Here is a 13612-nt window from a genome sequence, read left to right on the forward strand (position 1 = left end):
CGGTCAATTCGCTCCCAGCCTGATCGCGACATTCTTTGTCTGCACATAGTTCAGCAAGGCCTCGCGGCCCTTTTCGCGTCCGTAGCCTGACTTTCCGTAGCCGCCGAAGGGCGTTTCGACGCCGCCGGCGTACCATTCATTGACGAAGACCTGTCCGGCCCGCAATTGCCTTGATGCCCGCATTGCCCGGTCGAGGTCGGCGGTAAAGACGCCGCCGACCAGCCCGTAGGGCGTGCCATTGGCGATCTGCAGCGCTTCCTCGTCGCCGGAGAATTTCAGCACCGAGAGGACCGGCCCGAAAACCTCTTCATTGGCAATGGTCATATCGGGCGTCACGCCTGTCAGGACGGTCGGCTCGAGGAACCAGCCCGGCCGGTTCATGGGGCGTCCTCCGGTTGCCGCGACCGCGCCTTCACGCTGCGCGGCCGAGCACATGCCGGCCGCCCGGTCGCGCTGGCGTTCCGAAACCATGGCGCCCATATTGGCCCCGAATTCCGGCCGCTCGATGCCAGGTCCGACAGACAGTTCCTTCGCAAGCGAGACGACACGTTCGACAAGCCGGTCGTGGATGCTTTCGTGAACAATGACCCGCGACATGGCCGAACAGACCTGGCCGGCATTGAAATAGATGCCCCAGCGCACATCGCTCATGAAGGCGTCGATATCGGCGTCGTCATGGACAATGGCCGCAGATTTTCCACCCAGTTCCAGAACGCATGGAACGACATTTTTCGCGGCTGCTGCGGCGATGGCGGTTCCGGTGGGGACCGAGCCGGTAAAGACGATCTGGTTGACGCCGGGATGGGCCGAAAGCGCGGCGCCCGCCTCCTGACCGTGCCCGCAAAGGATGTTGAGCGCGCCCCCGGGAAGGCCGGCGGCCTCGGCCGCAAGGGCAAAATAGCGGTTGGTCAGCGGATCGAGCTCCGGGGTCTTGATCACGCAGGCATTGCCGGTGGCAAGCGCCGCAGACAGCGACCGTGCCGTCATCTCCAGCGGATAGTTCCAAGGAATGATCTGCGCCGAGACGCCGTAAGGTTCGAGCACGGTGAAGTCGAAATAGCCGGCGCCCAGCGGGATCGACCGGCCCTCGAGGGTCTCCGCCTGGTTGCCGTAATATTCGAAATAGCGCGCGGCGCCTTCGATCTCGATCCGCGCTTCCCACAATGGCTTGCCGGATTCCAGGGTCAGGATCGGTGCAATTTCATCTATTTTTTCAAGAAGATAATCGCCCATGGCGCGGATGAGACGGCCGCGCTCGACCGGACGCAGAGCGCTCAACGCGCCGCTTTCGTGGCAGCGCCGCGCAGCGCCGACCGCATGGTCGACATCGCCGGCATCGGCCAGCGCCTGTTCGGCAAGCTTTTCGCCCGTTCCCGGATCGTCGACCGCGAGGCGTCCGGCGCCCCCGTCGACAAAGCCGCCGTCAATATAGTTCTGCCAATAGGGCGCGACTTCAACCATCAACCGCTTCTCTCATCCATTGCTGCAGCACCCGCACCGAGTGCTCGGAATTGACGCCGCAGGCCGGATCGAGCACGAGCGGTCCGGGACGATAGCCCCGGCTTTTCATGCCCCGCTGGACGGATTCGACGAGATGGATGTCCTCCTCGACGGTGGTTCCGCGATCCTGGGCGGCGAGCCTTGAAACAATATCGGAGTCCTGGCCGCCGACGCTGTACCAGCCCCGCCATACAATGACATGATCTGCGTCAATCGCACGCCAATGGTAGGTATTGAGCACATTGCCCGGATAAACCTGGAAGGAGAACATCGGCCAGAGGAACCAGGACGAATAGTCGCCCGCGTGCTCATTGGCATCGAGGTCGATGGGGTAGGTCATGCTCTCAAGGTTCTGGCATTCCGTCGTATGCCGCAGGCAGTAACCCTGCGGCTGAATGTCGTAAGTCTCCGGTTTGATCACGCCGGTGGCGAATGTCGGATGGTTGATCTTGCAGTGATAGCATTCGGAATAGTTCTCGACGGAAACCTTCCAGTTGCAGTTTTCCGGAATCTCGACCCATTGCAGAGGCTCAAGTTCGGCATGGTTCGGCACGAAGGCCGCCAGTTCCTGTCTCGCGCCCGGAAACCACTCGTCCATCGGCGCCGCATCGGGATCGAGATTGACGAAAAGGAAGCCGCAGAACTCCTCGACCTTCACCGAAGTCAGGCAAATCTCGCTGCGGTCGAAACCGGGCACCGCCTTGATGTTGGGCCCGGAGCGCAGCTTGCCGGTCAGTTCATAGGTCCAGGCGTGATAGGGGCACACGATGAGCCCGGCGTGGCCGGTTCCGCTGACCAGCTCGTGCGCCCGGTGCTGACACACATTATAGAAGGCGCGGATTTCGCCCGCCTTGTCGCGGATGCAGAACAGGCTCTGGCCGGCGATCTCGAAGGTGAAATAGGTGCCAGGTTCCTTGAGCTGGGCGACATGACCGGCGAACTGCCACGTTCGGGTCATCAGGCCGTTGCGTTCGATCTCGAAGATCTGGGGATCCGTATAGAAGCGGGCGTCCAGCGAGCGGACCAGTTCAACGGGCGCGGTCATCGGTATTGCCTCATTCTTCGGCTGCGTAAATACCGAGCGCATGGCGGCGCTCATGAAAGCGTTCGATATTGGAGATCACGTCCGGTTCCGCATCGGCAATGACGAATGCCATCAGGGCTTCGAGCAATGCGATTGTCGAGACGGAGGACGGAAAAAACTGCGGCGTATCGGCTGTGACAATGAAGGCGTGGTCGCTGGCAATGACGATCGGCGAAGCGGGGCTGTCGGATATGGCGATGATGGTCAAGCCCTGCGCGCGGGCCAGTTCCACGGCCTCGACGACCTCCGAACGATAGGGTTTGCAGGTGATCGCGATCAGCACATCGCCGGAAGTGGCGCGCGCCAGATCGTCGATGGCAACGCTGCCGGGGCGCGGGATCGCCTCGATCGTATCGACGGCCATGTCGGCAAGATAGGTGAAGTTGCGTGCGTTCAGGCTGTTGACGCCGACGCCGAGCACGAAGGTCCGGCGGGCCGCGACAATGGCGTCGGCGGCCGCTTTCATGGTTTGGTCGCTTGCCGCCGCGAAGGTCTCTTCGATGTTGCGGATGGCGCTGGCGGCCATGTCCGCGTAGAGCTTCGACAGTTTTCCGCCCCTTGCAAGGGACTGCAGCCAGCGGGCGCGGTCCGGAAAGCTGATGCCGCCGCGCCGGATCTCCTGGCGGAAGGGTTCGCGGAAATCCTCATACCCGCCGAAGCCGACCGTGCGGGCCATGCGCACGAACGTATTGGGTTTGACCTTGGCCGCATCGGCGATCTCGCGGATGGACGAGACACCGACATCGTTCGGGTTTTCAAGCACATAGGAGGCCGCCTTGCGGACTTCCGGTGTCATGTCGCCGAGCGTTTCGGCCAGCGTTTCAAGAACACCCTGCGGCGCGGTTTCGGCACCTTGTGGTACGATCATATTATTCATGGTTGACGAAAGTACATTTGTACGATTAGCCTGTCTACAGAATTGTTCACCAAGCCCCGGGAAAATCCTGTGACAGAAGATATCAAGGGATCTGTGCCGTCCACGGCGCGTGTCGTCATCGTCGGCGGCGGAATCATGGGCTGCGGTCTGGCCTATCATCTCGCCCATGAGGGCTGGACCGATGTCGTGCTCCTGGAAAAATCCGAACTGACATCCGGTTCCACCTGGCACGCGGCCGGCCAGATCACCCATTCGACGTCGAGCTTCGGACTCGGCAAATGCGTCGACTACAATATCGGCCTTTATTCGGGAAAGCTTGAGGCGGAGACCGGGCAGTCGGTCACGTGGCATGGCTGCGGATCGTTCCGCCTGGCCTATTCGGAAGACGAAATGGACTGGCTGCGCCATACGCTCAGCGTCGGCCGGTCGCTCGGTTTCAATATCGAGATCGTCGGCAAAAACCGGATCGCAGAGCTGCATCCGTTCTACAATCTCGACGGGGTTATCGGCGCCCTGCACACGCCCGATGACGGCCATGCGGACCCGTCCGGCATCACCCAGGCGCTCGCCGTCGGCGCCCGCCAGCGCGGCGCGCGGATCATCCGCCGTTGCCGGGCGACCGATATCAAGCAACTGCCAAGCGGCGAATGGAAAGTGTCGACCGAGCGCGGCGATATTGTCTGCGAGCATGTGGTCAATGCCGGCGGCACCTATGCACGGCAGATGGGTGATTGGAGCGGGCTGCAACTGCCCATGACATCCATGACCCACCATTATTTCGTTACCGATACGGTCCCTGAATTCAAAGACCTTGATTATGAGCTCCCGGTCATTCGGGACGACGCGCTGGTGTCCGGTTACATCCGCATGGAGCAAAAATCCGGATTGATCGGCATCTATGAAAAGGAAAATCCCAACACGGTGTGGGAAGATCACTGCCCATGGGAGGCAGAGAACGAGCTTTTCGACGCCGATTACGAGCGCGTGATGCCGTGGCTGGAAAACGCCCTGGACCGCATGCCGATCTTCGCGGAACTCGGCATCAAGCGCACCGTGCACGGCGCCATCTCGCATCCGCCGGACGGCAATCCGCTAATCGGTCCGGCACCCGGTGTCGGCAATTACTGGTGCTGCTGCGGCACGCAGATCGGCATTGGCTGGGGACCGGGCCTGACGCGCGAACTGGCCCGCTGGATGGTGCACGGCGCTGCCGATATCTCCATGCGCGAATACGATCCGCGGCGTTTCGGCGCCTATGCGGACAAAGACTGGCAGATCGTCAAGGCCAGGGAAGATTATTGCCTGCGCCACGAGATCCCGTTTCCGCATTTCAACCGGCTTGCCGGGCGGCCGATCAAGCCGAGCCCGCTCTATGAGCGTCTGAAGCAGAAGGGCGCCGTCTATGAGGAAGTCTACGGGCACGAGCGCCCGCGCTGGTTCGCAAGGGACGGCGTGGCGCAGGAGGATCACTACTCCTTCCGGCGCAATGTCGTGCACGACATGGTGGGCGCCGAGGTCCGGGCGGTGCGCAGCGGCGCCGGGATCATGGACATCTCCGCCTTCACCAAGGTCGAGGTCAGCGGCGCCGGTGCCGAACGCCTTCTCGACAGGCTGGTCGCCAACCGCCTGCCCCGGAAGGTCGGCGGTATTGCGCTGACGCATCTTCTGAACCGGCGCGGCCGCATCGAAATCGAGCTGACGGTCGTCAAGTTTGACGAGGATCGGTTCTATCTGGTTTGCGCGGCCTTTTTCGAGCAAAGGCTTCTCGATCATCTGGAGCGGCACCGCGATGGCGAGACGGTTGCGTTCACCAAGCTTTCCGACGACTGGGCGGCCATCGCCCTTCAGGGGCCGAAATCGCGCGCGGTGCTTTGCGCCAACACGGATGCGGCGCTGGATAATGCCGGATTCCGCTGGCTGACAGCCCGGCAGATTACCATTGCGGGCCACGAAATGTGGGCTTTCCGCATGTCCTATTGCGGCGAGCTCGGATGGGAAATCCACGGACCGCGCGACAAGATGCTGGCCGTTTATGATGCGTTGTGGGCGACCGGCGAGTCTTACGGCATTGCCGATTACGGCTCCTTCGCAATGAACGCGATGCGCATGGAGAAAATGTTCAAGGGCGCCGGCGAGCTGACAAATGAGGTAACGCTGCCGGAAGCCGACGTGATGCGCTTCGTCAAGCCGGACAAGGGCGATTTCGTCGGCAAGGAGGCGACGGAAGCGAGCCTTGCCGGAGCGTTGCCCTGGATCTGCGCCTATCTGTCGATCGAGCCGGACGGCATCGAGGACGGCCATGGCGGCGAGGCTGTGCTTCTGGGCGATACGGTCGTCGGATCGACGGCGTCGGTCGCCTATGGGCACACGGTCGGAACGATCCTCGCCTTTGCCTATATCAAGCCGCATGCGGCTAAACCGGGCACCGAACTGACTGTTATGATAGCCGGCAAACCACGTAAGGCGATTGTATATAGTGAGCCGGCTTATGATCCGGAAAGTCGTCTGCCCCAAACAGATCAGCCCGTTGAGGAGGCGGCCGAATGACGACCATTCCGGAAACAATGCATGCGGTGGTCCTGACCGGCCACGGTGATATGGACAAGCTGGAATACCGCAGCGACTGGCCGGTGCCGCAGCCGGGTCCGGGCGAGGTGCTGATCAAGGTGCATGCCTGCGGGCTCAACAATACCGACGTCAACACGCGTACGGGCTGGTATTCGAAGGCCGTCACAGAGGCGACGACCGGCGGCGGGTTCGACGATGTCGGCGAGGAAGACCCGTCCTGGGGCGGCGCGCCGATTGCCTTCCCACGCATCCAGGGAGCCGACGTCGCCGGCACGGTGGTCGCCGCCGGGGAGGGCGCGGATGCGTCGCTCATCGGCAAACGGGTGATGGTGGAGACATGGATCCGCGATCCCGACGATCCGCTCGATATGAACAAGTGCCGCTATCTCGGTTCGGAAATGGATGGCGGCTTCGCCGAATATCTCAAGATTGTCGACCGGGCCGTCTTTCCCGTTGACTGCGATCTGAGCGATGCCGAGCTTGCGACCTTCGCAACGTCATGGGTGACAGCGGAAAACATGCTCAACCGGGCGAATGTCAAAGAGGGCGATACGGTCCTCATTCCCGGCGCATCGGGCGGTGTCGGCTCGGCGCTTATCCAGCTTGCCAATCGGCGCGGCGCCAAAACCATTGCCATGGCCGGCAGGGCGAAACATGACCAGGTCGCAGCACTCGGCCCCGTTGCCGTGCTCGACCGCGCGCCCGGCGATCTCAAGTCCGAATTGAAGCGCGTGATCGGACGCGACAGTGTGAGCGTCGTTGCGGACGTTGTCGGCGGCGATTATTTCGCGACGCTCATCGATGTGTTGGAACGCGGCGGACGCTATACCTGTTCCGGCGCGATTGCCGGGCCGATTGTCGATCTCGACTTGCGCACGCTCTACCTGCACGATCTGACCTTTACCGGTGCGACCGTCGTGCCGCCGGGCACCTTCGGCGATCTCGTCGGCTATATCGAGCGTGGCGAGGTCAAACCCGTTCTGGCCGAGGCCTTTCCGCTCGAAAAACTTCGCGATGCGCAACAGGCCTTCATCGACAAGAAGCATATCGGCAACATTGTCGTCACGATGGGCTAGAGCAATTCTGAGTTAGATTGGAGCATTTGATTTCCGCACCCTCGAGAGGACTATCGTATTGAAAATAAAAGATGAATGGGCCGGGCGATTTTGGCCCCTGGCGTCGTTGGCTCACGCTTGTGGTGGGTTGGCACCACGGCGCGCAATCCGCCTAACCAGCGACCAAAATCGCCACGGTCAAATGATCCAATCTAACTCAGAATTGCTCTAAGCAATGAAGATCACCCGCATCTCGGTCTATCACAAGGACCTGCCGCTGGCCGATCCCTACTGGCTGTCGGGCGGGCGGCTGAAGTTCGAGGTGCTCGACGCGACCTTCGTCAAGCTCGAAACCGATGCGGGCCTTGTCGGCTGGGGCGAAGGCACGCCCTGGGGGCACACCTATGTTCCGGCGCATGGTCCCGGGATCCGTGCGGGCATCGAGACCATGGCCAAAGCCGTGCTCGGGCTCGATCCGCGCAAGGTGGAGCTGGTCGAGCGGGCCATGGATCTTTGCCTGCCCGGGCATCTATACGCCAAGGCGCCGATCGATCTCGCCTGCTGGGACATCATGGGCAAGGCCTTCGGCCTGCCGGTCGCCGATCTGCTGGGCGGCAAGCGCGAAACCGGCACACCGGCGGCTTCATCGGTTTCTTCGGGCGATCCGGACTATATGACCGGCATTATCGAGCGTTACCGCGCGATGGGGTATGTCGCCCATTCCGCCAAGGTCGGTGGCAGCGATGTCGACAGGGACATCGAGCGTATCCGGCATCTGGAGGCGCAACGACGCCCGCAGGAAATCATTCTCTACGATGTCAATCGGGCCTGGACCCGCCGCGAGGCGAGCATTGTCATGAACGCGGTCGCCGATCTTGGCGTGACCTTCGAGCAACCGGGAGAAACGCTGGACGATATCGCCGAAATCCGGAAAGTGACCACCGCGCCAATCAGCGTCGACGAGACACTCGTCACGCTTCAGGACGCCTGCCGCATTGCTCGCGAAGGCATTGCCGATGTCTTCGGCATCAAGCTGAACCGGGTCGGCGGGCTGACAAAAGCGCGGCGCATCCGTGATGTCGCAATAGCCCATGGCATCCAGATGTTCGTGATGGCCACCGGCGGATCTGTGCTGGCCGATACGGAGGCTGCGCATCTTGCCCAATCGGTCCCGCAGGAATTCATCCACGCAAGCTGGGCATGCCAGGACATGCTGACAATCGATGTCGCACCCGGCCAGGGCTGCCGCTGCATCGACGGCATCATGACGATCGGCGAAGCCCCCGGCCTTGGCTGCGAACCCGACGAAGCGATCCTCGGCGAACCGGTCGCGGTTTACGGGGTGTAACCATGAAAATTACCCGGATAACGATCTGGCATGTGCCCCTTGCAAGCCACACTGCTTACAATATGGCGGCCGGCAAGAAATGCGAGACGGTCGAGACCGTCGCCGTTCGGCTTGAAACCGATGCCGGGATCGATGGCTGGGGTGAAGCCTGCCCGATCCCGCATTATCTGCCGGCCTATGCGCGCGGCATCGCGCCGGCGATCGAGGAAATGGCGCCGGTGCTGATCGGCGCCGACCCGGTCGGGCCGGAAGCTTTGATGGACTGCCTCGATGCCCATCTGATCGGTCATGCCTATGCCAAATCTCCAATCGACATTGCATTGTGGGATATCACGGCAAAGGTTGCCGGTCTGCCGCTCCACGCGCTTCTTGGCGGGCGGCGGGTGCGTGACCTGCCGCTCTATCATTCGATCACCTGCATTGCGCCGGACGAGATGGTGCGGATCGCCAAGGACGCTTATGCGCAGGGTATCCGGCAATTCCAGGTCAAGCTCGGCGCCGACGATGACTGGCAGGCGGATGTGGAGCGGCTCGCCAAGGTGCGTGCGGCGGTCGGCGACGGCCCGCTGGTCTATGGCGACTGGAATTGCGGCTCGAGCCGGCTCGATGCCATACGGGTCGGACGCGCCGTGTCGGGACTGGACGTCATGTTCGAACAGCCCTGTGCCACGCTTGAAGACTGCGCTGCTGTCAAATCCGCCACCGGGCTGCCCATGAAGATCGATGAAAATGCACATGATGCGGAGTCGCTGCTCAAGGCGCACAGTCTCCAGTGCATGGATGCGGTGGCGATCAAGCTCTCGAAAATGGGCGGTGTCAGCGCCAGCCGCCGCGCCCGCGACCTGTGTGTGCATCTCGGCGCGCAGATGTGCATCGAAGACACCTGGGGATCGGACATCACGACCGCGGCCCTGCTTCATCTCGGCGCCGCGACCGATCCGAAGGCGGTGATGAATGTCTGCGATCTTTCAGGTTACGTTTCGCCGCGCCTTGCGCCGGACGGGCCGGTGCGGCAAGAAGGCCGCATTGCGCCGCCCGACGGCACGGGTCTCGGGATAACGCCCGATCCGGACCGGCTCGGACAAGCTGCCGCGCAATTCGACTAGAAAGGCAAGACCATGGGTACCTCGCAGCAGGAATGGATCGAGCGGGCGGGCGCCGTGCTTCCGGCCGGCGGTTTCGGCAATTTCGATCCCGGCATCATCATCCGCGAAGGCAAGGGTTCGCGCGTTTGGGATGAGGACGGCAACGAATATATCGACTATCTGATCGGCTCGGGACCGATGATGCTCGGTCACGGACACGCGGAAGTCCTTGATGCCGTACAGGAACAGCTGGGCAAGGGCATGACATTCTTTGCCAACAATGCGCGGGGCATCGAACTTGCCGAGGAAATCTGCCGCGCCGTTCCCTGCTCGGAAATGGTGCGCTATGTCTCGTCCGGCGGCGAAGCGGACATGTACGCGATGCGGCTCGCCCGTGCCTTTACCGGGCGCGACAGGATCATCAAGTTCGAGGGCGGATATCACGGCATGTCGGCAGAGGCGCAGATGAGCCTGGCGCCCTCCCGGTTGGCCAATTTTCCCACTGCCGTTCCCGATTCCGCCGGCATTCCTTCCAGTGTGCGCGACGAAATGCTGATCGCGCCGTTCAACGACATCGAATTCGTGCGTTCCCTGATCGCGGAATACCAGGGCAAGATCGCGGCGATCATCGTCGAACCGCTGCAGCGCATCATTCCCCCGCAACCGGGTTTCCTTGAAGCGCTGCGCGAGGAATGCTCGAACAATGGCATCGTCCTGATCTTCGACGAGATCGTGACCGGTTTCCGCTTTGCCTATGGCGGAGCACAGGAGCTTTACGGCGTGGTGCCGGATGTGTGCACGCTCGGCAAGGTGATCGGCGGCGGATTTCCGCTGGCCGCGATCGCCGGTCGCGCCGATATCATGGCGCATTTCGACAAGTCGAAGGTTGGCGCGGACGGTTTCCTGATGCAGCTCGGAACGCTGAGCGGCAATCCTGTGGCTGCCGTTGCGGGCCTCAAGACGATGGAAATCCTGAGGCGGCCAGGTGCCTATGAGGCGCTGCGCAAGAGCGGCGAAACCCTGATGGCGGCCATGACAAATGCGCTGACAAAAGCCGGTATCGACCACCGCATTGTCGGCGATCCGACCCTGTTCGACGTGGTCTTCACAGCCAATGAGGTGCGTGACTACCGCGATGTCTTTGCGGCAGATGCCGGGATCAACGCGCGGTTCAACGCGGCGCTGCGGGCCAGGGGCATCTTCAAGTCGCCCGGTAAGGTTTATCCCTCTCTTGCGTTGACTGAGGAGGATATCGCGCAGACCGTCGAGGCGATCGAGTTCGCCGCCAACGAACTGTGCCGGGAACCGGTCGCATAGGCTCGCCGGCCTGATTGCTGTTTCGTGCAGGCGGCGGTTCGGTTATGGTGGCCCCGATCATTCGAGGGGATCTTTTCATGACCGCCGCGCTATCTCTTTTCAGGCCCTTTCGACCGGGTGTCGTTATTGCTTTCCTGCTGTCGCTTCTGGCGCTCAGCGGCTGCGGCATCAATGCCATTCCGACCTATGAGGAGCAGGCAAAGGCCGCCTGGAGCCAGGTGCTCAACCAGTATCAGCGCCGCGCCGACCTCATTCCCAATTTGATCGAGACCGTCAAAGGTTATGCGGCTCAGGAAAAGGACGTGCTGACCTCCGTGGTCGATGCGCGCGCCAAGGCGACATCGGTCCAGATCCCGTCCGATGTTTTGACCAATCCGCAGGCATTCGAGACCTTCCAGCAGAACCAGTCGGCGCTGACCTCCGCGCTGACCCGCCTGCTGGCCGTATCCGAAGCCTATCCGGATCTGAAATCCAATCAGAATTTCCTTGCCCTGCAGTCACAGCTGGAAGGAACGGAAAACCGCATTGCCGTTGCCCGGCGCGACTATATCGAGGCGGTGCGCAAATATAATACCGAGCTCAAGACGATCCCCGGCCGCTGGTGGGCGTCCTGGTTCTATCCGGAGGCCAGGCCGATGCAGACCTTTACCATCGACGCGCAGAGCCGCGAGGTTCCCAAGGTCAACTTCGATTGAGGCGGCGCGGGATGGTTTGGATCATACGCATGAAAGGCGGGGCTCTTTGCCTGCTGGTTCTTTGCGTTCTGGCGTTCACGCCGAATTCCGGCGCACAGGCCCAGGACATTCCGCAGCTCACCGGGCGGGTCATGGACACCGCCGGCATATTGCCGGACGACGCCAAGGCGCGACTGATAGCGCAATTGGCCGCTTTCGAGGACAAGTCGTCCGACCAGCTGGTGGTGGCAACGATCCCCACCACTGGCGACTGGACGATCGAGCACTACGCCAATCTGATGTTCCGCCGCTGGGGGCTTGGACAGGCAGAGGAAAACAATGGCGTCCTGCTGCTGGTTGCCGTCAATGACCGCAAGTTGCGCATCGAGGTCGGCTATGGTCTGGAAGGCATCCTGACCGACGTCCTGTCCAAACTGATCATCGATGAGGCCATCGTGCCGGAATTCCGGGCCGGGGACTTTCCCGGAGGTATCCAGGCCGGTGTCGACAACATCATAGCGGTGCTGGAAGGCGATGCCGCGGAGCTCGAAGCACGCGCAAAGCGCAACGAACGGTGGATCGATCCCGATGACCTGGCCGCCATCGGCTTTTTCAGCCTTTTCGGCCTGTTCTTCGGCAGCATGATCATCTTTTCGATCCTCGCGCGGATTTTCGGAAAGAAGATCGCGCCCGGACGCTACAAATGGCTGGGCATGCAGGTCACCTATGGCGGCTCAAGCAGTTCGTCCGGCCGTTCGTCGGGATGGAGCGGTTCGAGTTCCGGCGGGTTTTCGGGCGGCGGCGGCTCGTCCGGCGGCGGCGGCGCATCGGGGAGTTGGTGATGCTGGACAAACGGGAACACGAGCTGATCGCTGCCGCCATACGCGATGCCGAGGCGAAGACCAGCGGCGAGATCCATTGCGTCGTGTGCCGCAGGTCGGCCCCGTATTTCATGGCCGCGGCCTTTGTTCTTTCATCCGCCGCCCTGATGCTGGGAACGGCGATTGCCTGGATCTTCCACTGGCTCTGGATCGATGTCGGCACGGCCACATTTTCCAGCGCGCTGCTTTGCGCCTGGCTGCTCAGCATGGTCCTGATCTGGCGGTTTCCGTCCTGGCGGCTTTTATTCGTTACCAAGGCGGTGCGGTATCGACGCGCCCATGCGCATGCTGTTCAGCAGTTCCTCGCGCATAATATCCACGCCACGCAGGGCCGCACGGGCGTGCTGATATTCGTGTCGCTTGACGAGCATTTCGCGGAGATTATCGCCGATGACGGCATTTCCGGGAAGGTCGATCAGGAACAGTGGAACGCCATTGTCCGCACCATCACCGACGGCGCCGCCAACAACAAGCTCGCCGATGCGCTTGTGGCGGCGGTGAACGATGCCGGCGCGCTTCTGGCGCAGCATTTTCCACCCGGTCCGGATGACAGGAACGAGCTTCCGGACCGCGTGGTCGAACTTTAGACCAGACACGCTCTAAATAAGCCGGCTAATTTTAACGCGCCATAGCGTGATATTCGTCATTTGGGCGCATGTCGGTCGCGGCAGCCATCCTGTTGGACATGTTGAAGAAGGAGGCCGTTGCCGCGATGTCCCAGATGTCGCGGTCATTGAAGCCGACATCGCGCAGGGCCCGGCGGTCGGACTCGATGATCTTGTCGGGCTGTTCCGTCAGCTTGACGGCAAAATCGAGCATGGCGGTCTGGCGCGCGTCGAGATCCGCGGCCCGATAGTTCATGGCGATCTGCTCGCCAAGCGCCGGATTCCCCGAGAGTTGCCGGACAGCGGCACCATGGGCGCTGAGGCAGTAATAGCAGTGATTCACCGACGAGACCGCGACCGCGATCATTTCCCGTTCCAGCTTGGACAGGCCCGATTCGCCGAGCATCAGATCGTTGTAGAACATCTTGAAGGCCTGCAGCTTGGCCTCGTCGAAGGCATAGGCGAGAAGCACATTGGGGATCATCCCCAGCTTTTCCTGGCACTTGTCGAAATAGGCCTTCGTCTCGGGGCTCAGTTCAGCCACCGGTCCCGTATCGAGAGCGGTTATCGGGTTTTCTTTGCTGCTCATATGAAGACTCCGGTCTACGCATTTTTGAG

12 protein-coding genes are annotated in these 13612 nt (G+C 61.7%); 8 read left to right on the plus strand and 4 right to left on the minus strand.

What is annotated here, in order from left to right; all coding sequences use genetic code 11:
- Nucleotides 1-3: 3 nt before the first annotated feature.
- Genes OOZ53_RS08490 through OOZ53_RS08500 form a run of 3 tightly spaced genes read right to left on the minus strand, consistent with a single transcriptional unit; the run spans nt 4 to nt 3452 of the window.
- On the minus strand, nt 4-1461 hold the full coding sequence (locus OOZ53_RS08490) for an aldehyde dehydrogenase family protein (protein ID WP_271089005.1): 1458 nt from the start codon (nt 1459-1461) through the stop codon (nt 4-6).
- Nucleotides 1454-2545, minus strand: a complete 1092-nt coding sequence (locus tag OOZ53_RS08495; RefSeq protein ID WP_271089006.1) for an aromatic ring-hydroxylating oxygenase subunit alpha — start codon at nt 2543-2545, stop codon at nt 1454-1456. The genes OOZ53_RS08490 and OOZ53_RS08495 overlap by 8 nt, the downstream gene beginning before the upstream one ends.
- 10 nt (nt 2546-2555) lie before the next feature.
- Complete coding sequence (locus OOZ53_RS08500) at nt 2556-3452, minus strand: MurR/RpiR family transcriptional regulator (protein WP_271089007.1); 897 nt, start codon at nt 3450-3452, stop codon at nt 2556-2558.
- 78 nt (nt 3453-3530) lie between these two features.
- On the opposite strand from OOZ53_RS08500, the gene OOZ53_RS08505 reads away from it, so the two are divergent.
- The 8 genes from OOZ53_RS08505 to OOZ53_RS08540 all read left to right on the plus strand — a co-directional run bounded on the left by OOZ53_RS08505 (nt 3531) and on the right by OOZ53_RS08540 (nt 12976).
- On the plus strand, nt 3531-6008 hold the full coding sequence (locus OOZ53_RS08505; protein WP_271089009.1) for an FAD-dependent oxidoreductase: 2478 nt from the start codon (nt 3531-3533) through the stop codon (nt 6006-6008).
- Nucleotides 6005-7105 carry an alcohol dehydrogenase family protein gene (locus tag OOZ53_RS08510; protein ID WP_271089011.1) on the plus strand — a complete coding sequence of 367 codons (1101 nt, stop codon included), beginning with the start codon at nt 6005-6007 and terminating at the stop codon, nt 7103-7105. The genes OOZ53_RS08505 and OOZ53_RS08510 overlap by 4 nt, the downstream gene beginning before the upstream one ends.
- A gap of 214 nt (nt 7106-7319) precedes the next feature.
- The gene (locus tag OOZ53_RS08515) at nt 7320-8432 is read left to right on the plus strand and encodes a mandelate racemase/muconate lactonizing enzyme family protein (RefSeq protein WP_271089013.1); all 1113 of its coding nucleotides are present in this window, start codon (nt 7320-7322) and stop codon (nt 8430-8432) included.
- Between the two features lie 2 nt (nt 8433-8434).
- A complete protein-coding gene (locus OOZ53_RS08520; protein ID WP_271089014.1) occupies nt 8435-9538 on the plus strand; it encodes a mandelate racemase/muconate lactonizing enzyme family protein in 1104 nt (367 codons plus the stop codon).
- 12 nt (nt 9539-9550) lie between these two features.
- The gene (locus OOZ53_RS08525) at nt 9551-10834 is read left to right on the plus strand and encodes an aspartate aminotransferase family protein (protein ID WP_271089015.1); all 1284 of its coding nucleotides are present in this window, start codon (nt 9551-9553) and stop codon (nt 10832-10834) included.
- A gap of 77 nt (nt 10835-10911) precedes the next feature.
- Nucleotides 10912-11529 carry a LemA family protein gene (locus OOZ53_RS08530; RefSeq protein WP_271089016.1) on the plus strand — a complete coding sequence of 206 codons (618 nt, stop codon included), beginning with the start codon at nt 10912-10914 and terminating at the stop codon, nt 11527-11529.
- 11 nt (nt 11530-11540) lie between these two features.
- Complete coding sequence (locus tag OOZ53_RS08535; protein WP_271089017.1) at nt 11541-12350, plus strand: TPM domain-containing protein; 810 nt, start codon at nt 11541-11543, stop codon at nt 12348-12350.
- Entirely contained in the window at nt 12350-12976 is a 627-nt protein-coding gene (locus OOZ53_RS08540; RefSeq protein ID WP_271089018.1) for a TPM domain-containing protein, read from the plus strand. The genes OOZ53_RS08535 and OOZ53_RS08540 overlap by 1 nt, the downstream gene beginning before the upstream one ends.
- Before the next feature lie 31 nt (nt 12977-13007).
- On the opposite strand, the gene OOZ53_RS08545 is transcribed toward OOZ53_RS08540, so the two are convergent.
- On the minus strand, nt 13008-13583 hold the full coding sequence (locus tag OOZ53_RS08545; RefSeq protein ID WP_271089019.1) for a peroxidase-related enzyme: 576 nt from the start codon (nt 13581-13583) through the stop codon (nt 13008-13010).
- Nucleotides 13584-13612 lie beyond the last annotated feature (29 nt).

The sequence above is a fragment of the Allohoeflea poritis genome (assembly GCF_027889715.1).
Taxonomy (GTDB): Bacteria; Pseudomonadota; Alphaproteobacteria; order Rhizobiales; family Rhizobiaceae; genus Hoeflea_A; species Hoeflea_A poritis.

Coding starts and splice junctions, on each gene's coding strand:
- OOZ53_RS08490 (WP_271089005.1), bottom strand. CDS start 1,461: ATGGTTGAAGTCGCGCCCTATTGGCAGAACTATATTGACGGCGGCTTT.
- OOZ53_RS08495 (WP_271089006.1), bottom strand. CDS start 2,545: ATGACCGCGCCCGTTGAACTGGTCCGCTCGCTGGACGCCCGCTTCTAT.
- OOZ53_RS08500 (WP_271089007.1), bottom strand. CDS start 3,452: ATGATCGTACCACAAGGTGCCGAAACCGCGCCGCAGGGTGTTCTTGAA.
- OOZ53_RS08510 (WP_271089011.1), top strand. CDS start 6,005: ATGACGACCATTCCGGAAACAATGCATGCGGTGGTCCTGACCGGCCAC.
- OOZ53_RS08515 (WP_271089013.1), top strand. CDS start 7,320: ATGAAGATCACCCGCATCTCGGTCTATCACAAGGACCTGCCGCTGGCC.
- OOZ53_RS08520 (WP_271089014.1), top strand. CDS start 8,435: ATGAAAATTACCCGGATAACGATCTGGCATGTGCCCCTTGCAAGCCAC.
- OOZ53_RS08525 (WP_271089015.1), top strand. CDS start 9,551: ATGGGTACCTCGCAGCAGGAATGGATCGAGCGGGCGGGCGCCGTGCTT.
- OOZ53_RS08530 (WP_271089016.1), top strand. CDS start 10,912: ATGACCGCCGCGCTATCTCTTTTCAGGCCCTTTCGACCGGGTGTCGTT.
- OOZ53_RS08535 (WP_271089017.1), top strand. CDS start 11,541: ATGGTTTGGATCATACGCATGAAAGGCGGGGCTCTTTGCCTGCTGGTT.
- OOZ53_RS08540 (WP_271089018.1), top strand. CDS start 12,350: ATGCTGGACAAACGGGAACACGAGCTGATCGCTGCCGCCATACGCGAT.
- OOZ53_RS08545 (WP_271089019.1), bottom strand. CDS start 13,583: ATGAGCAGCAAAGAAAACCCGATAACCGCTCTCGATACGGGACCGGTG.